This is a genomic window from Streptomyces sp. NPDC037410, from assembly GCF_055602235.1.
Window position 1 is genome coordinate 331,768 of record NZ_JBVJWR010000008.1, and the last position, 18,538, is coordinate 350,305.

The following is an 18,538-nucleotide window of genomic DNA, read 5'->3' on the forward strand; positions in this document are numbered from 1 at the left end:
CCGGGTTGTGGGCAGGCGTTCCGCAGGGCGGAACGGGTGGGCACAACCCGACCACCGGCCCGCACCCGAACGACCCGCCCGCCCTCACCGGAGAGCAACATGACGACGCTGATCACCAACATCGGCAGCCTGGTAACGAACGACCCCGCCCTCGGCGAGGGCCCCCTGGGCCTGATCACGGACGCGGCCCTGGTCCTGGAAGGCGAGAAGGTCGCCTGGGTGGGCCCGGCGACGGCGGCCCCGGCAGCGGACGAGTCCGTCGACGCGGCCGGCCGCGCCGTCATCCCCGGCTTCGTCGACTCCCACTCGCACCTCGTCTTCGCGGGCGACCGCACGGCCGAGTTCAACGCGCGGATGTCGGGCCAGCCGTACAAGGCGGGCGGCATCCGCACGACGGTCGCGGCGACGCGCGCGGCGAGCGACGCCGAGCTCTCGGCGAACGTGGCCAAGTACATGTGGGAGGCCCTGCGCCAGGGCACCACCACGTTCGAGACGAAGTCCGGCTACGGCCTGACCGTCGAGGACGAGGCCCGGGCCCTGCGCATCGCGGCCGAGCACACGGACGAGGTGACGTACCTCGGCGCGCACATCGTGTCCCCGGACTACGCCGACGACCCGGCCGCGTACGTGAAGCTGGTGACCGGCGAGATGCTGGACGCCTGCGCGCCGTACGCCCGCTGGGTGGACGTGTTCTGCGAGAAGGGCGCGTTCGACGGGGACCAGGCCCGCGCGATCCTCAAGGCCGGCCAGGCGAAGGGCCTCCAGGCCCGCGTCCACGCCAACCAGCTGACGTACGGGCCCGGCGTGCAGCTCGCGGTCGAGCTGGACGCGGCGAGCGCCGACCACTGCACCCACCTGACGGACGCCGACATCGACGCCCTCGCCCAGGGCAACACGGTCGCGACGCTGCTGCCGGGCGCGGAGTTCTCGACCCGCGCGGAATGGCCGGACGCGCGCCGCCTGATCGACGTGGGCGTGACGGTCGCCCTCTCCACGGACTGCAACCCGGGCTCCTCCTTCACGTCCTCGATGCCGTTCTGCATCGCGCTCGCGGTACGGGACATGCTGATGACCCCGGACGAGGCGATCTGGTCCGCCACCGCGGGCGGCGCGGCGGCCCTGCGCCGCACCGACGTCGGCAGGCTGAGCGCCGGCGCCCGCGCGGACCTCGTCGTCCTCGACGCCCCGTCCCACGTCCACCTGGCCTACCGCCCGGGCGTACCGCTGGTGGCGGAGGTCTGGCGGAAGGGCGTGCGCACGGTCTGAGCAGCACCGTCAGCGGAACGCGTGGACGACCTCGATCCCGCCCACGATGTGCGCGTTGAACTCGTCCAGTTCCTCCGCCGGGACCCACAGTTCGAGGATCGTGCGGCCGCCCGCCTGCTGGACCGGGTAGCGGCGGAGGAACTCCGTGTCGACCTCGAAGCGGGTCACGTAGCCGGCGCCGTCGTGCTTCACGTTCCAGTCGCGGGCGATCCTCACCGCGTACTCCTCGTTGAGCACCGGGTAGAAGATCGGCTGCTCCGGCAGGCGCGGCGGCCAGGCGCGCCAGCCCGACTCCCGTACGAGCTCCAGCTCGACGGGGCCGGTGGGGCGCCACAGGGTCGTCGTCGGGCGGGTGCCGGTGGTCATGGCGGTTCGCTTTCCGGGCGGGGACGGGGTCTGAACCGTAGCGGTGGGATCGTGCGGCAGGCACGTCGATTTCGGCGCCCGGGGCCTTGGCCCGTTCCGGGTCGGGCGACCGTGAACGGGCCCTCTCCGTGGGCGTTCTGACGGTCACTCCTCCAGCGTCAGCCCCCGCCGCAGCCGCCCGAGCGTGCGGGCGAGCAGTCGGGACACGTGCATCTGCGAGATGCCGAGTTCCGCGCCGATCTCCGACTGGGTGAGGCCGGAGACGAAGCGCAGGGAGAGGATCTGCCGCTCGCGCGCGGGCAGCGAGGCGATCATCGGTTTGAGGGAGGCGATGTACTCGATGCCGGCGAGGCCGTGGTCCTCGTAGCCGAGCCGGTCGGCGAGCGCGGCCTCGCCGCCGACGCCGTCCTCCTCGTCGGGCTGCGCGTCGAGCGAGGTCGCGGTGTAGGCGTTGCTCGCGGCCATGCCCTCGACGACCTCCTCCGGCGGGATGCGGAGTTCCTCGGCGAGTTCGGCGACGGTCGGGGCGCGGTCGAGGCGCTGGGAGAGCGCGTCGCCGGCCCTGGCGAGGTCGAGCCGGAGCTCCTGGAGTCTGCGGGGCACGTGCACGGACCACGACGTGTCGCGGAAGAAGCGCTTGATCTCGCCGATGATCGTCGGCATCGCGAAGGTCGGGAACTCGACGCCGCGGGTCAGTTCGAAGCGGTCGATCGCCTTGATGAGGCCGATGGTGCCGACCTGGACGATGTCCTCCATGGGTTCGCTGCGCGTGCCGAACCGGGCGGCGGCGAACCGGACGAGGGCCAGGTTGAGTTCGACCAGGGTGTTGCGGACGTACGCGTGGTCGTGGGTGCCCTCCTCCAGCTCGGAGAGCCGGGCGAAGAGCTGCTTCGACAGGGCACGGGAGTCGACCGGTCCGATCCGGTCGAGCGGTATGTCGTGCAGCCGGTCGGGCAGTTCGACGAGCGGGGGGTGGGGGAGCGCTGCCGACGGCGCGTCGGGGGTACGCGGGGCGTCGAGCCGGGGTGACATGGGTCTCCTTCTGGTGCTTCTCGCTGCGGTTTGCGGCGCCTCCAAAGCCGGCCGGGTCGGACGTTCCCTTCTAGCCCTACCCGTTCGACCCGGACAGTTGCAAGTGGCAATAATCCGTTTCGTACCGATATGGGAAGTACCTCGTGTGCATCGGGGGGTGCGCCGCGAGTAGGGTTCGGGGCACGTCAGTCGGCATCCGCGAGAGCGAGAAGAGGCACGGCCATGGACCGCGAACACATCGGCAGCGCGCCGCCCGCGCGGCTGCGGGTCGAGGTCCGCGACGTGGCCGGGAGCACGCTCCTCACGCCCGTCGGTGAGCTCGATCACCACACCGCCGACCTGCTGCGCACCCCTCTGGACGGCGCCCTCGACGAGGGCCGCGCGCGGCTCGTCGTCGACTGCTCGGGCCTGGAGTTCTGCGACTCGACCGGGCTGAACGTGCTCCTCGGCGCCCGGCTGAGGGCGGACGCCGCCGGCGGCGGCGTCCATCTGGTGGCGATGCGGCCCCCGGTGGCCCGGGTGTTCCACATCACGGGCGCGGACGCCGTCTTCACCGTCCACGAGACGCTCGCCACCGCACTCCCCGGCTGAGACCCACGTCATACGCCCCTTCCGGTGCCGCCGGCGCGGCCCGCCCGCTCGTCCTGTCCCCCCTGTCCCGCCGATCGGTGAGGTGAAGCGTTGATGGACCAGGCTTCCGACGTCCGTACGCTCGCCCTCGGCGAGACCAGCGGCACCGTGCCCCTCGCGCGCGACTTCACGCGGACGGCGCTCCACGAGTGGGGCTGGCTGCCGGCCGCCACCGCCGACCGCAGGGCCGCCGCCGAGGACGTCCTGCTCGTCGTCTCCGAGCTCGTCACCAACGCCTGCCTGCACGCCGAGGGCCCCGAGCGGCTGCGCGTCCTGCGGATGGCCCGGACGCTGCGCCTCGAAGTCACCGACCGCGGCGCCGGCTCGCCCGCGCCCCGCACCCCGCACCGCTCCGGCCGTCCGGGCGGCCACGGCATGTTCATCGTGCAGCGCCTCTGCCTCGACTGGGGCATCGACCGCACCCCGGGAGCCCCCGGCAAGACGGTCTGGGCCGAACTGGCCTCACCGGCATAGGACTTTCACAAGTCCGCTCGTTCCCCTGCCTTCCCTCCTCTCGCCCCCGGGCGTACCTTGGCGGCCGATCTGAAAGACCGTCAGTTTCGTTGCGGTGAGGGGTGCTCGGGGTGTCCAAGGTGCCGAACCGGAGGAGAACGGCCGCCGCGCTGACCGCGGCGGTCGCGGTGGCGGGCGGAGCCGTGCTGGCCGGCGCGCCGGCCGCGCACGCGACCGTCGTCGACGTCGACTACGCCTGCGAGACGAAGATCGGGCCCAAGAGCGCCGTCTCGCCCGTCGACATCAAGGCCGTCAAGAGCGGCAGCGGCTACACGATCACCATGTCGTTCGAGAAGGGGGTCTCCGACAGCCCGGTCGAGCTCCCCAAGGGCGTCATGACCCCGCGCGCCGTACTCGTCCTCGGCGGCGCCGCCGGCGGCACGGTGAAGGTCACCGGCACGCCGAACGCGGCCGCGATCCCGCCCGACACCCCCATCAGCATCGGCACGCTGACCGGCACCTTCACCCCGAAGAAGAACGGCAGGGTCACCTTCACCGCGGGCACCCTCACCGTGCACGCCCTCGGCATGGACGCGGCCGTCTGCACCCCGAAGAACAACCCCGGGCCGTCACTGGAGCTCGACGTCACGGGCGTCTCGGGCGGCGGCTCGGGCGGCTCCGACGCCCCGCCGCCCGCCACCGACGGCGACCAGCTGCCCAAGACCGGCCCGCTCGACTCCGCCATGGCGCTCGGCACCCTCGGCGGCACCGTCCTGCTGACCGGCGCCGCCGGAGTCCTCTGGCTCACGCGGCGCACGGCACGCTGATGCGGACGGCGCCACGCCCCGGACGGCGCACGCCCGCCCGCCCCCGACGGCGTACGGCCGCGCGCGCCCGGTTCGTGGCCGGCGCGACCGCCGCGACCGCCCTCATCGGCGCGGTCGCTGCGGCGCCCCCCGGCGCCCGGGACTGGACGGCGGCGCCCGCCGCCGGACGGCCGTACGCCTACCTGGAGGGCCCGGCGGGCAGCGTCCTCCAGGACACCCTGTCGGTCACCAACCCCGGCACCGCGCCGCTCAGCGTGCGCCTCACCGGCCAGGGCGCCCCGGTGTCGTTCGCCGCGCGGACCGTCCGCGTGCCCGCCAGGACCCGCGCCGACGTGCCCTTCGCCGTGACCGTCACCGCCGACACCCCGCCCGGCGAACACCGGGGCGCCGTCCGCGCCACGGCCGCCGGCCGGGAGGTCACCGTCGACCTGCGGCTACGGGTCAGCGGACCGCACCTCGCCGCGCTCACCGTCGAGGACGTCCACGTCGACGGAGACGCCGTCCGCTACACCCTGGTCAACCGCGGCACCACGGTCCTCGCCCCGAGCCTCGCGGTCCGCGCCGAGGGCCTCCTCGGCACCGTCCTCGACCGGCCGGGACGCGCCCTGCCGCTCACCCTCCGCCCCGGCGAGCGGGCCACCAGGACCGAACCCTGGCCCGACCCGCCCGCCCTCGACTCCGTCACCGTCCGGCTGACGGCCACCGCACCGGGCGCCGCCCCCGCCACCGCCCGCGCCGAGGCCGCCTTCGCCTCGGGCCCCGCGCTGACGGGAGCGGCCGGCCTGCTCGCCGCGGCCGCGGCGGGAGCCGGGTACGCGGTACGGCGGCGCGGCAAGTCCCGTATGCCGGGCGAGCAGGCGGGCGCGAGCCAGACGTCCCGTACCCCGTCGGCGCCGGAGGCAGCATGAGGACGATCCGTACGGCCGCCGCCCTCCTCACCGCCCTCGCCCTCGTCCTGCTCCCCACTTCCCCCGTGGCCCTCGCGGCCCCGGGGCCGGTGGTCGAGCTCTCGAAGACGGAGGGCGGCAAGGGCGGCGAGATCACCGTCAGCGGCAGCGGCTGGAAACCCGGCGCGCTGCTCATGCTCCTGATCTGCGGCCAGGGCGCCCCCGGCAAGGGCGTCATCGGCGGCACCAACTCCTGCGCCAACACCGAGGGCCGGGCGGCGACCGTCGACGGCCGGGGCGCGTTCAGCGTGAAGCTCCCCGTCGCCGAGCCTCCCAAGCCCTGCCCCTGCGTGGTCCACGTCGCCGGGGTCACCGGACAACAGGACGCCGTCGACAAGGAGTTCACGGTCGCCGGGCACCCCACGGCCCCGCTCCCCGAGCCCTCGGGCGACGGCCGCCTCGCCGTCCTCGCCGCCGTCCGCCTCGACGGCTCCAGCGGCCTCCTCGTCTGGTTCGGGGCGCCCCCGCGCCGCGAGGTCGTCTTCACCGTCGGCAACCTCGGCCCGGCCCCCGTCAAGGACCCGGTCTTCCAGGTCGGCACCAGCCACGGCGTCTTCGCCCCGCAGTACGAGGAACGCCAGTGGCGCGGCACGATCGAACCCGGCAAGAAGGCCCTGATCCGCCTCCCCGCCGAACTCCCGGCCGGCGCGCACGGCGACTACCAGGTCTCCGTGACGTACGCGGGCAAGGTCCTCGTCGAGCAGCCGTGGGGCGTCGGCCGGCCCTGGGGCGTGACCCTCTTCTGGGCGCTCCTCGCCGTCGTCGTGCCGGCCGCGCTGTTCCGGATCGGCATGGCCGTGGTCGAGCGCGCGCGGCCCGCTTCCGGGGCCGGCCGGGCCCGGGCCGGGGAGACCCGGACGAGGGCGCGCCCGCGTCGCCGCGCCCCGGCCCGTACACCCGCTTCCGCCCCCGCTCCGGGGGACGGCGAGACGACCGCGGCCCTGCCGTGGTTCAGCCCTGACTCCGCACCGTCAGCGCCAGAGAGCAGCAGCCCGACGACGACGAAGGGACAAGCGTGAGTACGCAACGGAGGATGAGCGCGGCCGGGGTCGCGCTGATGCTCGGCGGCGCGGGGATCCTGTATGCCGCCGGCCCCGCCCAGGCCGCCGAGGTGTCGTACGCGACGGAGTGCATCCCGCCGCCGATCTCGGGGCTCCCGCCCGTGCAGGGCACCACGAAGGTGCTGATCACCGCACCCGCGGAGGCCAAGGTCGGCGACGAGGTCGAGATCGTCTGGAAGACGGTCCAGGCCGCGTCGAAGAACCCCGACGTGCTCGACCTCGAGAAGGACACGGTGAAGCCGACCGGCGTCCTCACCGTCGGCGGCGCGGGCAGCGGGACCGTCGCGATGGAGGGACCCCGGCAGAACCCGCCGATCCCCAAGAACAGCCCGATGGTCCTGCCCGACATGAAGGGGAGGCTGAAGCTGGACAAGGCGGGCGAGTTCACGCTGACGCCCGGCAAGTACACGATCAACGTGTCCAAGCCCCTGTCGACGGACACCAAGTGCTCCCCGAAGGAGACCGTGCCGGTCGGCGCGACGATCAAGGTGACGGAGGGGGGAGGGGGCAGTACGTCGGGCGGTTCGACGTCGACGTCCGGTGGGTCGACGACCACGACGTCAGGTGGTTCGACGTCGACGTCCGGTGGGTCGACGAGCACGTCCGGTGGTGCGACGAGCACGTCCGCTGGTTCCTCGGCCTCGGGCGGTACGTCGACGGACGGCGGTACGACGACCACGTCGGGCGGGACCACCACGTCCGGCGGTACGAGCTCCACCAGCGGCTCCGGCGGTTCCGGGAGCTCCGGCGGTTCCGGTGGGCGGACCGACTTCCCCGGCAAGCAGGTCGCGGTGCAGTTCTCCTGCCAGCCCCCCGGCCCTACCTCGATCGCCTCCAAGGTGACGATCGACGCCAGGAAGAACGGCAACGGCTACGACCTCACGGTCAGGACCGCCAAGGGCGTCATGAACAGCCCGGCCGCGCTGCCCGCCGGCGCACTCAAGCCGTCCATGGCGGTCAAGATCGGCGGCGCCGACAGCGGCTCCGTGAAGGTCACAGGGCCCGCGAACCCCGCCCCCCTGGAGGCGGGCAAGCCGGTCGACCTGCCCGACATGAAGGGCACGTACACCCCGGGGGCGACGGGCAAGTCCACCCTCAGCCCCGGCGCGCTCACCATCAACGTGACGCTCGGCGGCTCGCAGATCGTCATCCCCTGCCAGGTCAAGGGCTCCGTCCAGGCCTCCCTGGAGCTGGACACGAGCAAGCAGGCCGGCGGCGCCTCCGGCGGCACGGACACGACGAGCGGCACGGCCACGGGTTCCGACGGCTCCGGCGGCTCCGACGGCTCCGGCGGCGGGAACCTCGCCCACACCGGCGCCGACGACAACGGCGTCCTGCGCGCCCTCGCCCTCGTCGCGGGCACGATCATCCTGGTCGGCGGCGCGGTGTTCACCTTCACCCCGTGGGCGCGGCTCAGGCGGTGAGGCAGTCCCGGGATACGACGGAGGGCCCGTCGCACCGGTGCGGTGCGACGGGCCCTCCGTGCGGGGCGGGTGACGTCAGTGGACGTCGCCCATGAGCGCCTTGACCTTCTTGCGGTACATGAAGACCGCGACGGCGGCGACCGTGGCGGCCACGGCCTGCAGCGCGATGATCCCGGTGCCGTTCAGGTCCACGCCCGCGAGGGAGAGCAGACCCGTGGTGCAGTCACCGGCGGTGACGGCGAGGAACCAGACACCCAGCATCTGCGAGGCGTACTTCTTCGGCGCCATCTTCGTGGTGACGGAGAGGCCGACCGGGGAGAGGCACAGCTCGGCGACGGTCTGGATGAAGTAGATCCCGACCAGCCACATCGGGCTGACCTTGCCGTCGCCGGCCATGCCGATCGGGGCCAGGAAGACGAAGAACGAGATGCCGATGCCCACCAGGCCCAGCGAGAACTTCACGATGGTGCTCGGCTCCTGGTTGCGGCGGGAGAGCCACAGCCACAGCCAGGCGAAGACCGGAGCCAGCGCCATGACGAAGAGCGGGTTGAGCGACTGGAACCAGGTGGCCGGGAAGCTCAGCGGACCGATGTGGTCGGTGGTCTTGCTGTCCGCGAAGAGGGACAGGGTCGAGCCGCCCTGGTCGTAGATCATCCAGAAGACGGCCGCGGCCACGAAGAACCAGATGTAGCCGGTGACCTTGGACTGCTCGACCTTGTCGAGGTCCTTGTCGCGCTTGATGCGGACGATCACGGCGATCGGGATGAGCAGACCGGCGAGGGTGATCGGGACGAGCGCCCAGTTCAGGGTGTACATGCCGGCGGCGACGACGATGCCGTAGAAGACGGCGACGACGGCGATCGTGGCGCAGACCTTGACGAGGACGGACTTGCGCTCGGCGGCGGAGAGCGGGTTCGGGACCACGCTGCTCTTCTCGCTCAGGTGGCGGGTGCCGAACAGGAACTGGCCCAGACCGATGGCCATGCCGATGGCCGCGAGCAGGAAGCCCAGGTGCCAGTTGTAGCTCTCGCCGACGGTGCCGATGACCAGCGGCGCGAGGAAGGCGCCGAGGTTGATGCCGACGTAGAAGAGGGTGAAGCCACCGTCACGGCGCGAGTCGTCCGGGCCGTCGTAGAGGTGACCCACCATCGTGGAGATGTTGGCCTTCAGCAGACCGGAGCCGGCGGCGACCAGCGCCAGGCCGACGAAGAACATCGCCTGGCCGGGGATGGCCAGCGAGGCGTGACCGGCCATGATGACGAAGCCGGCGATGGTGACGGTCTTGCGGGCGCCCCAGACGCGGTCGCCGAACCAGCCGCCGGGCATGGCCATCAGGTAGACCATCGAGACGTAGACGGAGTAGATCGCCGTCGCCGTCGCCGCGGTCATGGCGAGGCCGCCACCCTGGCTCCCGGTCGCGGCGTCCGCGCCGCCGGAGACCAGGTACAGAACGAGAAGGGCCCTCATGCCGTAGTAGGAGAAACGCTCCCACATCTCGGTCATGAAGAGGGTGGCCAGGCCACGGGGGTGGCCGAAGAACGTCTTCTCGGAACCAGGGGTTCCGGTCGAAGTCGTCGTCAGGCTGGACGCCATGTCGATCCTTGCTCTGTCGGGACGCACGCCTTGTGAGCGTGGTGCGCCCGGTGGGGGAGGCCGGCACCGGCGGGTCGTGTGACTCCACCGGGATCCACGCCCCGGGAGACGCGTTGTCGCGTCCCGGGACCCGGCCCACAGGTCATTCACCGTCTCCAGGTCCGGCCGAGCCGGACCTACGCAGAAAGAGGACCTTGGCGTGCGAAGCTGGCCAAAGGTCCCCGATTACCGCTACTGACGTATCGCCACCATACGACACGACAGTGCCGGATATGGAAGGACTTGAGAGATGGATCACAGGTGACGCCGGAACCGTTCGCGATCATTCGAAGGTCATCTGCTGGATGCCCACAAGATCCCCAGGGGCCATCCGGGCCCGGCGGATCCCGCCCCGGCCCGGGCGCCGTGCGGACTACCATCACCCCATGACCCGTGTACTGCTCGCCGAGGACGACGCATCCATCTCGGAACCGCTGGCCCGCGCCCTGCGGAGAGAGGGGTACGAGGTCGAGGTCCGCGAGGACGGCCCGACCGCCCTCGACGCCGGCCTCCAGGGCGGGGTCGACCTGGTCGTGCTCGACCTGGGCCTGCCCGGCATGGACGGCCTCGAGGTCGCCCGCCGGCTGCGCGCCGAGGGCCACACGGTGCCGATCCTGGTCCTGACCGCCCGCGCGGACGAGGTCGACACCGTCGTCGGGCTCGACGCCGGCGCCGACGACTACGTCACCAAGCCCTTCCGGCTCGCCGAGCTCCTCGCCCGGGTCCGGGCCCTGCTCCGGCGCGGCTCCACCGAGCCGGCCGCCGCGCCCGCGACCCACGGCGTCCGCATCGACGTCGAGTCGCACCGCGCCTGGATGGGCGACGAGGAGCTCCAGCTCACCGCGAAGGAGTTCGACCTGCTGCGCGTCCTGGTCCGGGACGCGGGCCGGGTCGTCACCCGCGACCAGCTGATGCGCGAGGTCTGGGACACCACGTGGTGGTCCTCCACCAAGACCCTCGACATGCACATCTCCTGGCTGCGCAAGAAGCTCGGCGACGACGCGGCGAACCCGCGCTACATCGCGACGGTCCGCGGAGTCGGCTTCCGCTTCGAGAAGAGCTAGCCCGCCGCCCCCCCGTGTGGGCAATCGTCCCGCTGGGGCGATGGGGGTCCCCCCTGCTCGAGCGAAGCCGAGAGCTTGGGGGAGGGTGGGCACACGGGACGGCGCCCCTTGCCGGGCCGAGGCTCCCGAGCCCGGGCCCGCACCCGGGGACGCCCCCGCGCCCCTTCACGCCGTGCCGCACCGGAGTCGCCTTCAGGCCGCCCTCCGCCAGGGCCTTGACACACTGGTCCTCGTCAAGTCGCCCTCCGGAGGATCCATGCGCCGCCGCCTGATCAACTCCACGCTCGCCGTCGTCCTCGTCGTGATCGCCGTCTTCGGCGTCTCGCTCGTCCTCGTCGAGACCCGCACGATCTCCAGCAGCGCCCAGGAGAGCGTGGACTCGGAGGCCCTCCGGCTCGTCTCCATCGTCGACAGCCGGCTCATCGGCGGCGAGCCGGTCAACCCCGCCATCCTCGCCCAGCAGGGCGGCGCCAAGCGGTACGCCCAGATCCGCATCCCCGGCCGCGACACCATCGAGATCGGCGACCGCCCCGAGGGCGAGGTCATCCGGGGCCTCGCCGAGGGCGAGCGCGGCGAGACCGTGGTCGTCGAGGAGTCCCGCTCCGAGGTGACCGCCGAGGTCGGCCGCACCCTGCTGATCATCGGCGCGGTGGCCCTGCTCGCCGTCGTCGCCGCCGTCCTCCTCGCCGTACGGCAGGCGAACAAGCTGACGTCGCCGCTCACCGACCTCGCGGAGACCGCCGAGCGGCTCGGCTCCGGCGACCCGCGGCCCCGGCACAAGCGGTACGGGGTGCCCGAGCTCGACCGGGTCGCGGACGTCCTCGACGCCTCCGCCGAGCGCATCGCCCGGATGCTCACCGCCGAGCGCCGGCTCGCCGCCGACGCCTCCCACCAGCTCCGTACGCCCCTCACCGCGCTCTCCATGCGCCTGGAGGAGGTCGCCCTCGCCGAGGAGCTCGACACGGTCAAGGAGGAGGCGACGATCGCGCTCACCCAGGTCGAGCGGCTCACCGACGTCGTCGAGCGGCTCCTCACCAACGCGCGGGACCCCCGTACCGGCTCCGCCGTCGCCTTCGACCTCGACGAGGTCGTCAAGCAGCAGATCGAGGAGTGGCGCCCGGCCTACCGCAGCGCCGGGCGGGCCATCGTGCACTCCGGCAAGCAGGGGATGCGGGCCGTCGGCACCCCGGGCGCGGTCGCCCAGGTCCTCGCCGCCCTGATCGAGAACTCGCTCATGCACGGCGGCGGCACGGTCGCCCTGCGCACCCGCGTCACCGGAAACCAGTCGGTCATCGAGGTCACCGACGAGGGCCCGGGCGTCCCGGCCGACCTCGGCGCGCGGATCTTCGAACGGGCGGTGAGCGGGCGCAGCTCGACGGGGATCGGCCTCGCGGTGGCCCGGGACCTGGCGGAGGCGGACGGCGGCCGTCTGGAGCTGCTCCAGCAGCAGCCGCCGGTCTTCGCGCTGTTCCTGAGCCGCGAGGTCAGAAGCGTCGCGAAGGAGCCGCAGGAGCGGCCCGTACGGTAAAGCCCGCAGGAAAGGGGCCGGCCCGGAAGGCTCAGACGCGGTCGGGCTGGCGGCGGTCCGCCTGCCGCGGTGCCTGCTCCAGGAACGATTCGGCGGTCTGCACGGCCTCCTTGGCCGGCAGCGCGCGGAACACCCACGTGCGGTACGACCAGAAGCGGAACAGCGTCGCGACGCCGATGCCGGAGAACTTGAAGAAGTTGCTCGCCAGCGGGCCGTCCCAGCCGAAGCCGTACGTCGCCAGGTACAGGACGCCGTTCTCGATGACGAGGCCGACGAGGCTGAAGAGCAGGAACAGTGTCAGTTCCTTGGTCCGCCCGGACTTGTCCCGGTCGCGGTACGTGAAGTAGCGGAAGCCCACGTAGTTGAAGGCGATCGCGACCACGGTGGCGATCAGGCTGGCCCGCACCATCGGGATGTCCGTGAAGTGGCGCACCAGGTTGAAGACGCCCAGATTGACCAGGACGCCGAGACCGCCGACCACCCCGAACTTGGCGACCTCCCGGAAGAGCCCCTGGAGTCGCATGCGCAGCGCGCCGGGTTCACTCATGGTGATCGCTCTGTCCCGTCCGTCCGGGTGACGTCCGGGTGACGTCAACCCAACCACTCTAACCAGGGCCCCTGTCACCCGCCTGTGTACCGCGCAAACCTGTGGAGAACCCGTAGCCCGTCCGCTGCGGCCTTGTGGCAATCCACAGCCGGACGAGTGTTCCCCGATGGTGCGGATACCCTAAGAGGGTGACGTTCCCCGTGGTAGGCATGGTCGGAGGCGGGCAGCTCGCCCGTATGACCCACGAGGCGGGTATCCCCCTCGGCATCAAGTTCAAGCTCCTCAGCGACACCCCGCAGGACTCCGCGGCCCAGGTGGTGAGCGAGGTCGTCCTCGGCGACTACCGCGACCTGGCCACGCTGCGTGACTTCGCCCGCGGCTGCGACGTGATCACCTTCGATCACGAGCACGTGCCCGCCGAGCACCTGGCGGCCCTGGAGGCGGACGGCATCGTCATCCGCCCCGGCCGCGAGGCCCTCGCGCACGCGCAGGACAAGGGGGTGATGCGCGCGAAGCTCGACGAGCTCGGCGCGCCCAGCCCCCGGCACCGCATCGTGGCGGATCCGGCGGACGCCGAGGCCTTCGCGGCCGAGGCCGGCGGCTTCCCGATCATCCTGAAGACCGTCCGCGGCGGCTACGACGGCAAGGGCGTCTGGTTCGTCCGCACGCCCGAGGACGCCCGCGAGGCCTTCCTCGCCGGGGTGCAGGTCCTCGCCGAGGAGAAGGTCGACTTCGTCCGCGAGCTCGCGGCGAACATCGTCCGCTCCCCGCACGGCCAGGCCGTCGCCTACCCGGTCGTCGAGTCCCGCCAGGTCGACGGCGTCTGCGACACGGTCATCGCGCCCGCGCCCGACCTCGACGAGGAGCTGGCGGGGCAGGCCCAGGAGCTGGCCCTGCGGATCGCCAAGGAGCTGGGCGTCGTCGGTCACCTCGCCGTCGAGCTGTTCCAGACCACGGACGGCCGCATCCTCGTCAACGAGCTCGCGATGCGCCCGCACAACTCCGGCCACTGGACCCAGGACGGGGCGATCACCTCGCAGTTCGCCAACCACGTCCGGGCGGTTCTCGACCTGCCCCTCGGCGATCCGCGCCCCCGCGCGCGGTGGACCGTGATGTGCAATGTCCTGGGCGGCGACTACCCGGACATGTACTCCGCGTACCTGCACTGCATGGCCAGGGACCCGCAGCTCAAGATCCACATGTACGGCAAGGACGTGAAGCCCGGTCGCAAGGTGGGCCACGTCAACACCTACGGCGACGACCTCGACGACGTGCTGGAGCGCGCCCGTCACGCCGCCGGCTATCTGCGAGGAACGATCGTTGAGTAATCCGCTCATTGGCATCGTCATGGGTTCCGACTCCGACTGGCCCGTGATGGAGGCCGCGGCGCAGGCCCTGGACGAGTTCGAGATCCCGTACGAGGTCGACGTCGTCTCCGCCCACCGGATGCCGCGCGAGATGATCGCGTACGGCGAGGAGGCCGCGGGCCGCGGGCTCAAGGCGATCATCGCGGGCGCCGGCGGCGCCGCCCACCTGCCGGGCATGCTCGCCTCCGTCACCCCGCTGCCCGTCATCGGCGTGCCCGTGCCGCTGAAGTACCTCGACGGCATGGACTCGCTGCTCTCGATCGTGCAGATGCCGGCCGGCGTCCCGGTCGCCACGGTCTCCGTCGCCGGCGCGCGGAACGCGGGCCTGCTCGCGGCCCGGATGCTCGCCGCCCACGACGCCGACCTGCTCGCCCGGATGACCGAGTTCCAGCAGGAGCTCAACGACCAGGCCACCGAGAAGGGCAAGCGCCTGCGCGCCAAGGTCGAGGGCGCCGAGTCCTTCGGCTTCGCCAGGTGAGCGCGGCGGACCGTCTTGAGGAGGCCCGCGAGCTGCTCGCGGGCCACCCCGTCGTCGACGGCCACAACGACCTGCCCTGGGCGCTGCGCGAGCACGTGCGCTACGACCTGGACCGGATGGACATCGGCGCGGACCAGACCGGCGCGCTCCACACCGACCTCGCCCGGCTGCGGGCCGGGGCGGTCGGCGCCCAGTTCTGGTCGGTGTACGTGCCCTGCGAGCTGACCGGCGACCACGCCGTCAGCGCCACCCTGGAGCAGATCGACATCGTCGACCAGCTCCTCGACCGGTACGCGGGCGAGCTCGCGCCCGCCCTGACCGCCGACGACATGGAGGCGGCCCGCGAGCAGGGCCGCATCGCCTCGCTCAAGGGCGCCGAGGGCGGCCACTCGATCAACAACTCCCTCGCCACCCTGCGCGCGCTGCACGCCCTCGGCGTGCGCTACATGACGCTCACGCACAACGACAACAACGACTGGGCGGACTCGGCGACCGACGCGCCGCGCGTCGGCGGTCTGACCGCGTTCGGCCGCGAGGTCGTCCGCGAGATGAACCGCAGCGGCATGCTCGTCGACCTGTCGCACGTCGCCGCGAGCACCATGCGGGCCGCGCTCGACACCTCGGCCGCGCCGGTGATCTTCTCGCACTCCTCGGCCCGCGCGATCTGCGACCACCCGCGCAACATCCCGGACGACGTCCTGGAGCGGCTGCCCGCCAACGGCGGCGTCGCGATGGCCACGTTCGTGCCCAAGTTCATCCTCCCCGCGGCCGTCGAGTGGACGAACCGCGCCGACGAGAACATGCGGGCGCACGGACTGCACCACCTCGACACCACCCCGCGCGGCATGGAGGTCCACCGCGGCTTCGAGGCGCTCCACCCGCGCCCGATCGCCACCGTCTCCACGGTCGCCGACCACCTCGACCACATGCGCGAGGCCGCCGGCATCGACCACATCGGCATCGGCGGCGACTACGACGGCACGGCCTTCACCCCGGCCGGACTCGACGACGTCGCCGGCTACCCGAACCTGATCGCGGAGCTCCTGCACCGCGGCTGGTCGCACCAGGACCTGGCCAAGCTGACCTGGTCCAACGCGGTCCGCGTCCTGCGCGAGGCGGAGGACGTCTCCCGCGACCTGCGCGGCCGCACGGCCCCGTCGAACGCGACGATCGACGTGCTCGACGCGACCGACGCGCCGTAGGTCCTTCTTGACGGGTCCTCACCCGGACGGCCCACTCCACCGAGCCCCGCTCAGGGGCCGGTGGCACGGTGGACGGTACTGCCCCGCCGCTCTCGGCGGGGCGGTACTGCATCGCCGAGTCCGGAGTCACACCATGGCGGAACTGCTAGACGACCCTCCCACCACCCTCCCCACCGTGCCCGCCGCCCCGGAGCCACCTCCGCCGCTCGACGAGACGGCACGCGCCCGCGCCCTCCTCGCCGCCCAGCCGGTCACCGAGGGCCACACCGAACTCCCCGGCTCCCTCGACCCCGAGGACCTGCCGCCCGCCCGCGCCCCGGAGGCCGGGGCCCAGCTCTGGTGCCTGGACGCCGATCCCGACGAGGGCGTCATCGGGACCCTGCGGCGGATCGACTCCGTCCGCGCCCTCGTCGCCGGCTGCCCCGAGCACCTGCGCCTCGCGTACACCACCACCGAGCTGGCCCACGCCCGCAACTGCGGCCGCGTCGCCGCACTGCTCGGCCCGGTGAGCTGGACGGCGCTCGGCGGCTCGGCCGCCACTCTGCGGGCCTACCACGCCCTGGGCGTACGGGCCGTGAACCTCACCCGCTTCGACCTCTTCGCCCGTGACGCGGTACGGGAGATGAACCGCATCGGCCTGGCCGTGGACCTCTCCGGCGCCGACCCGGACACGGTCCGCCTGGCCCTCGCGGTCACCCGCGCCCCCGCCCTGCTGACCAGGGCGGACCCGGCGACCCTCCCGGACGACGTCCTGCGCCTCCTCGGCGAGAACGGCGCCGTCCTCATGGTCACCGTCACCGAGGACCCGGCGGCCGCCGCCGACGCCCTCGACCGGGTACGGGCGCAGGCGGGCCCGCACTGTGCGGGCGTCTCCCGCACCACCGCCCCGGCCGTGGGCTACGTACCGCTCTTCGCGGAGCTGCTCCGCCGGGGCTGGACCGCCCAGGAACTCGTCGGCCTCGCCCATGCCGACGCCACCCGGGCGCTGCGGGAGACGGAGTTCCTGGCCCGGACGAACCGGATCCGGCCGGCCGCGGCCTGACCGTCCGTACGGACGCGAGAGGTACGCGAGAGGTACGCGAGAGGGGCGCACCGCGCGGTGCGCCCCTCTCCGTGAGCCGTACGTCAGGCGGTCGGGCGGCCCATCGCCCGGTACGTCCAGCCGCCCGCCCGCCAGCGCTCCCCGTCGAGGGCGTTGCGGCCGTCGAGGATCACCCGCGTCGAGGCGACCGCGGCCAGCTCGGCCGGGTCGAGCTCGCGGAACTCGCGCCACTCGGTCAGGTGCAGCACGACGTCCGCGCCGCGCACCGCCTCCAGGGCCGAGGCGGCGTAGCCGAGGGTCGGGAAGACCTTGCGGGCGTTCTCCATGCCCTTCGGGTCGTAGACGGTCACCTGGCCGCCCTGGAGGTGTATCTGACCGGCGACGTTCAGCGCGGGGGAGTCGCGGACGTCGTCCGAGTCCGGCTTGAAGGTGGCGCCGAGCACGGCGACCCGACGGCCCAGGAAGGTGGACCCGCCGAGGGCCTCGCGGGCCATCTCCACCATCTGGCCGCGCCGCCGCATGTTGATCGAGTCGATCTCGCGCAGGAAGGTGAGGGCCTGGTCGGCGCCCAGCTCGCCCGCGCGGGCCATGAAGGCCCGGATGTCCTTGGGCAGGCATCCGCCGCCGAAGCCGATGCCGGCGCGCAGGAACTTGGCGCCGATCCGGTCGTCGTGGCCGATGGCCTCCGCGAGCTTCGCGACGTCGCCGCCGGCGGCCTCGCAGACCTCGGCCATCGCGTTGATGAAGGAGATCTTCGTCGCGAGGAAGGAGTTGGCGGCCGTCTTCACCAGTTCGGCCGTGGGGAAGTCGGTCACCACGAACGGCGTGCCCTCGCCGACGGGGACCGCGTACACCTCGCGGAGCGTCTTCTCGGCCCGCTCGCCGCGCACGCCGACGACGATCCGGTCCGGGTGGAGGGTGTCGTCGACGGCGAAGCCCTCGCGCAGGAACTCCGGGTTCCAGGCGAGCTCGACGCCCTCGGGGAGGAGCTCCGCGAGCCGCTGGGCCGAGCCGACCGGGACGGTCGACTTGCCGACGACCAGGGCGCCGTCGCGTACGACTCCGGCGAGGGAGGCGAAGGCGGCGTCCACGTAGCTCATGTCGCAGGCGTACTCGCCGTGCTTCTGCGGGGTGTTCACGCAGACGAAGTGCACGTCGCCGAAGGCGCCGACCTCCTCCCAGGAGGTGGTGAAGCGCAGCCGGCCGCTCGATCCCTCGATGCCGGCCACGTGCTTCGCGAGGAGCTCCTCCAGACCCGGCTCGTACATGGGGACGCGCCCGGCGGAGAGCATCTCGATCTTCTCGGGGACGACGTCCAGGCCGAGCACCTCGAAGCCCAGCTCCGCCATGGCCGCGGCGTGGGTGGCGCCGAGGTAGCCGGTGCCGATCACGGTGATCTTGAGGGCCATGCGGGACTCCAGGGAACGTCGGGCGGAATGCCTGCCCGAGCATAGTCGGGCCGGTCACGGTGCCCGTCGTGGTGCCCTGGTCCGGGGCCGTGTCACGCCCTACCCTTTGGGTTACTTAACGGTAGTTAGCAAGCGTGGGAGTGAGTGAACGTGGCGGGTTCGACTGATTTCGACCTGTATCGGCCCTCGGAGGAGCACGACATGCTCCGGGAGTCGGTGCGTGCCCTCGCGGAGGCGAAGATCGTTCCGTTCGCGGCGGCGGT

Annotated in this window: 18 protein-coding genes; 13 read left to right on the top strand and 5 right to left on the bottom strand. The window is 72.6% G+C overall.

From position 1 onward, the window contains the following. Positions 1-99 precede the first annotated feature (99 nt). Positions 100-1,266 carry an imidazolonepropionase gene (gene hutI / locus ACZ7HT_RS16495; RefSeq protein ID WP_471165657.1) on the top strand — a complete coding sequence of 389 codons (1,167 nt, stop codon included), beginning with the start codon at positions 100-102 and terminating at the stop codon, positions 1,264-1,266. A gap of 9 nt (positions 1,267-1,275) precedes the next feature. Here the strand turns inward: hutI and ACZ7HT_RS16500 are convergent, their stop codons facing one another. Together ACZ7HT_RS16500 and ACZ7HT_RS16505 are read right to left on the bottom strand one after the other, a co-directional pair. Beyond that, positions 1,276-1,632 (bottom strand): hypothetical protein, encoded by a 357-nt coding sequence (locus ACZ7HT_RS16500; RefSeq protein WP_471165659.1) that lies wholly within the window; start codon positions 1,630-1,632, stop codon positions 1,276-1,278. Between the two features lie 144 nt (positions 1,633-1,776). Continuing rightward, positions 1,777-2,664 (bottom strand): RNA polymerase sigma factor SigF, encoded by an 888-nt coding sequence (locus tag ACZ7HT_RS16505; protein WP_471165661.1) that lies wholly within the window; start codon positions 2,662-2,664, stop codon positions 1,777-1,779. 222 nt (positions 2,665-2,886) lie between these two features. On the opposite strand from ACZ7HT_RS16505, the gene ACZ7HT_RS16510 reads away from it, so the two are divergent. From ACZ7HT_RS16510 to ACZ7HT_RS16535, 6 genes are all read left to right on the top strand, one after another. Then, complete coding sequence (locus ACZ7HT_RS16510) at positions 2,887-3,255, top strand: STAS domain-containing protein (RefSeq protein WP_471165664.1); 369 nt, start codon at positions 2,887-2,889, stop codon at positions 3,253-3,255. Positions 3,256-3,348: 93 nt separating this feature from the next. After that, the gene (locus ACZ7HT_RS16515; protein ID WP_471165667.1) at positions 3,349-3,768 is read left to right on the top strand and encodes an ATP-binding protein; all 420 of its coding nucleotides are present in this window, start codon (positions 3,349-3,351) and stop codon (positions 3,766-3,768) included. 119 nt (positions 3,769-3,887) lie between these two features. Beyond that, a complete protein-coding gene (locus ACZ7HT_RS16520; RefSeq protein WP_471165734.1) occupies positions 3,888-4,574 on the top strand; it encodes a peptidase in 687 nt (228 codons plus the stop codon). After that, positions 4,574-5,482, top strand: coding sequence for a COG1470 family protein (locus tag ACZ7HT_RS16525; RefSeq protein ID WP_471165670.1), 909 nt, complete (start codon positions 4,574-4,576; stop codon positions 5,480-5,482). The genes ACZ7HT_RS16520 and ACZ7HT_RS16525 overlap by 1 nt, the downstream gene beginning before the upstream one ends. Further along, complete coding sequence (locus ACZ7HT_RS16530; protein WP_471165673.1) at positions 5,479-6,540, top strand: hypothetical protein; 1,062 nt, start codon at positions 5,479-5,481, stop codon at positions 6,538-6,540. Before ACZ7HT_RS16525 ends, ACZ7HT_RS16530 begins: the two co-directional genes overlap by 4 nt. Before the next feature lie 14 nt (positions 6,541-6,554). After that, positions 6,555-8,006: a hypothetical protein gene (locus ACZ7HT_RS16535; RefSeq protein WP_471165675.1), complete on the top strand. Its 1,452-nt coding sequence runs from the start codon at positions 6,555-6,557 to the stop codon at positions 8,004-8,006. A 75-nt stretch (positions 8,007-8,081) separates the two neighbouring features. On the opposite strand, the gene ACZ7HT_RS16540 is transcribed toward ACZ7HT_RS16535, so the two are convergent. Further along, on the bottom strand, positions 8,082-9,599 hold the full coding sequence (locus tag ACZ7HT_RS16540) for a peptide MFS transporter (RefSeq protein ID WP_471165678.1): 1,518 nt from the start codon (positions 9,597-9,599) through the stop codon (positions 8,082-8,084). Between the two features lie 425 nt (positions 9,600-10,024). Between ACZ7HT_RS16540 and ACZ7HT_RS16545 the strand changes: the two genes are divergently transcribed. Continuing rightward, entirely contained in the window at positions 10,025-10,702 is a 678-nt protein-coding gene (locus tag ACZ7HT_RS16545; RefSeq protein ID WP_041129540.1) for a response regulator transcription factor, read from the top strand. A 256-nt stretch (positions 10,703-10,958) separates the two neighbouring features. Then, positions 10,959-12,230 carry an ATP-binding protein gene (locus tag ACZ7HT_RS16550; RefSeq protein ID WP_471165682.1) on the top strand — a complete coding sequence of 424 codons (1,272 nt, stop codon included), beginning with the start codon at positions 10,959-10,961 and terminating at the stop codon, positions 12,228-12,230. Positions 12,231-12,261: 31 nt separating this feature from the next. Here ACZ7HT_RS16550 and ACZ7HT_RS16555 read toward each other — a convergent pair whose 3' ends face one another. Continuing rightward, the gene (locus ACZ7HT_RS16555) at positions 12,262-12,777 is read right to left on the bottom strand and encodes a GtrA family protein (protein WP_471165685.1); all 516 of its coding nucleotides are present in this window, start codon (positions 12,775-12,777) and stop codon (positions 12,262-12,264) included. Between the two features lie 188 nt (positions 12,778-12,965). On the opposite strand from ACZ7HT_RS16555, the gene ACZ7HT_RS16560 reads away from it, so the two are divergent. The 4 genes from ACZ7HT_RS16560 to ACZ7HT_RS16575 all read left to right on the top strand — a co-directional run bounded on the left by ACZ7HT_RS16560 (position 12,966) and on the right by ACZ7HT_RS16575 (position 16,866). Continuing rightward, positions 12,966-14,105, top strand: a complete 1,140-nt coding sequence (locus ACZ7HT_RS16560; protein WP_471165688.1) for a 5-(carboxyamino)imidazole ribonucleotide synthase — start codon at positions 12,966-12,968, stop codon at positions 14,103-14,105. A 19-nt stretch (positions 14,106-14,124) separates the two neighbouring features. After that, positions 14,125-14,622, top strand: a complete 498-nt coding sequence (gene purE / locus ACZ7HT_RS16565) for a 5-(carboxyamino)imidazole ribonucleotide mutase (RefSeq protein ID WP_086824477.1) — start codon at positions 14,125-14,127, stop codon at positions 14,620-14,622. Beyond that, positions 14,619-15,824 carry a dipeptidase gene (locus ACZ7HT_RS16570; RefSeq protein WP_471165691.1) on the top strand — a complete coding sequence of 402 codons (1,206 nt, stop codon included), beginning with the start codon at positions 14,619-14,621 and terminating at the stop codon, positions 15,822-15,824. Before purE ends, ACZ7HT_RS16570 begins: the two co-directional genes overlap by 4 nt. A 133-nt stretch (positions 15,825-15,957) precedes the next feature. Continuing rightward, positions 15,958-16,866: a membrane dipeptidase gene (locus tag ACZ7HT_RS16575; RefSeq protein WP_471165694.1), complete on the top strand. Its 909-nt coding sequence runs from the start codon at positions 15,958-15,960 to the stop codon at positions 16,864-16,866. A gap of 83 nt (positions 16,867-16,949) precedes the next feature. Here the strand turns inward: ACZ7HT_RS16575 and ACZ7HT_RS16580 are convergent, their stop codons facing one another. Beyond that, positions 16,950-18,275, bottom strand: coding sequence for a UDP-glucose dehydrogenase family protein (locus ACZ7HT_RS16580; protein ID WP_471165696.1), 1,326 nt, complete (start codon positions 18,273-18,275; stop codon positions 16,950-16,952). Between the last annotated feature and the right edge of the window lie 263 nt (positions 18,276-18,538).

What these genes read in the sequence shown, in the direction of transcription:
- ACZ7HT_RS16525 (WP_471165670.1), top strand. Translation starts at nt 4,574, where the DNA reads ATGCGGACGGCGCCACGCCCCGGACGGCGCACGCCCGCCCGCCCCCGA.
- ACZ7HT_RS16545 (WP_041129540.1), top strand. Translation starts at nt 10,025, where the DNA reads ATGACCCGTGTACTGCTCGCCGAGGACGACGCATCCATCTCGGAACCG.
- ACZ7HT_RS16550 (WP_471165682.1), top strand. Translation starts at nt 10,959, where the DNA reads ATGCGCCGCCGCCTGATCAACTCCACGCTCGCCGTCGTCCTCGTCGTG.
- ACZ7HT_RS16580 (WP_471165696.1), bottom strand. Translation starts at nt 18,275, where the DNA reads ATGGCCCTCAAGATCACCGTGATCGGCACCGGCTACCTCGGCGCCACC.
- ACZ7HT_RS16510 (WP_471165664.1), top strand. Translation starts at nt 2,887, where the DNA reads ATGGACCGCGAACACATCGGCAGCGCGCCGCCCGCGCGGCTGCGGGTC.
- ACZ7HT_RS16535 (WP_471165675.1), top strand. Translation starts at nt 6,555, where the DNA reads ATGAGCGCGGCCGGGGTCGCGCTGATGCTCGGCGGCGCGGGGATCCTG.
- ACZ7HT_RS16530 (WP_471165673.1), top strand. Translation starts at nt 5,479, where the DNA reads ATGAGGACGATCCGTACGGCCGCCGCCCTCCTCACCGCCCTCGCCCTC.
- hutI (WP_471165657.1), top strand. Translation starts at nt 100, where the DNA reads ATGACGACGCTGATCACCAACATCGGCAGCCTGGTAACGAACGACCCC.
- purE (WP_086824477.1), top strand. Translation starts at nt 14,125, where the DNA reads ATGGGTTCCGACTCCGACTGGCCCGTGATGGAGGCCGCGGCGCAGGCC.
- ACZ7HT_RS16540 (WP_471165678.1), bottom strand. Translation starts at nt 9,599, where the DNA reads ATGGCGTCCAGCCTGACGACGACTTCGACCGGAACCCCTGGTTCCGAG.
- ACZ7HT_RS16575 (WP_471165694.1), top strand. Translation starts at nt 15,958, where the DNA reads ATGGCGGAACTGCTAGACGACCCTCCCACCACCCTCCCCACCGTGCCC.
- ACZ7HT_RS16515 (WP_471165667.1), top strand. Translation starts at nt 3,349, where the DNA reads ATGGACCAGGCTTCCGACGTCCGTACGCTCGCCCTCGGCGAGACCAGC.
- ACZ7HT_RS16500 (WP_471165659.1), bottom strand. Translation starts at nt 1,632, where the DNA reads ATGACCACCGGCACCCGCCCGACGACGACCCTGTGGCGCCCCACCGGC.
- ACZ7HT_RS16555 (WP_471165685.1), bottom strand. Translation starts at nt 12,777, where the DNA reads ATGAGTGAACCCGGCGCGCTGCGCATGCGACTCCAGGGGCTCTTCCGG.
- ACZ7HT_RS16505 (WP_471165661.1), bottom strand. Translation starts at nt 2,664, where the DNA reads ATGTCACCCCGGCTCGACGCCCCGCGTACCCCCGACGCGCCGTCGGCA.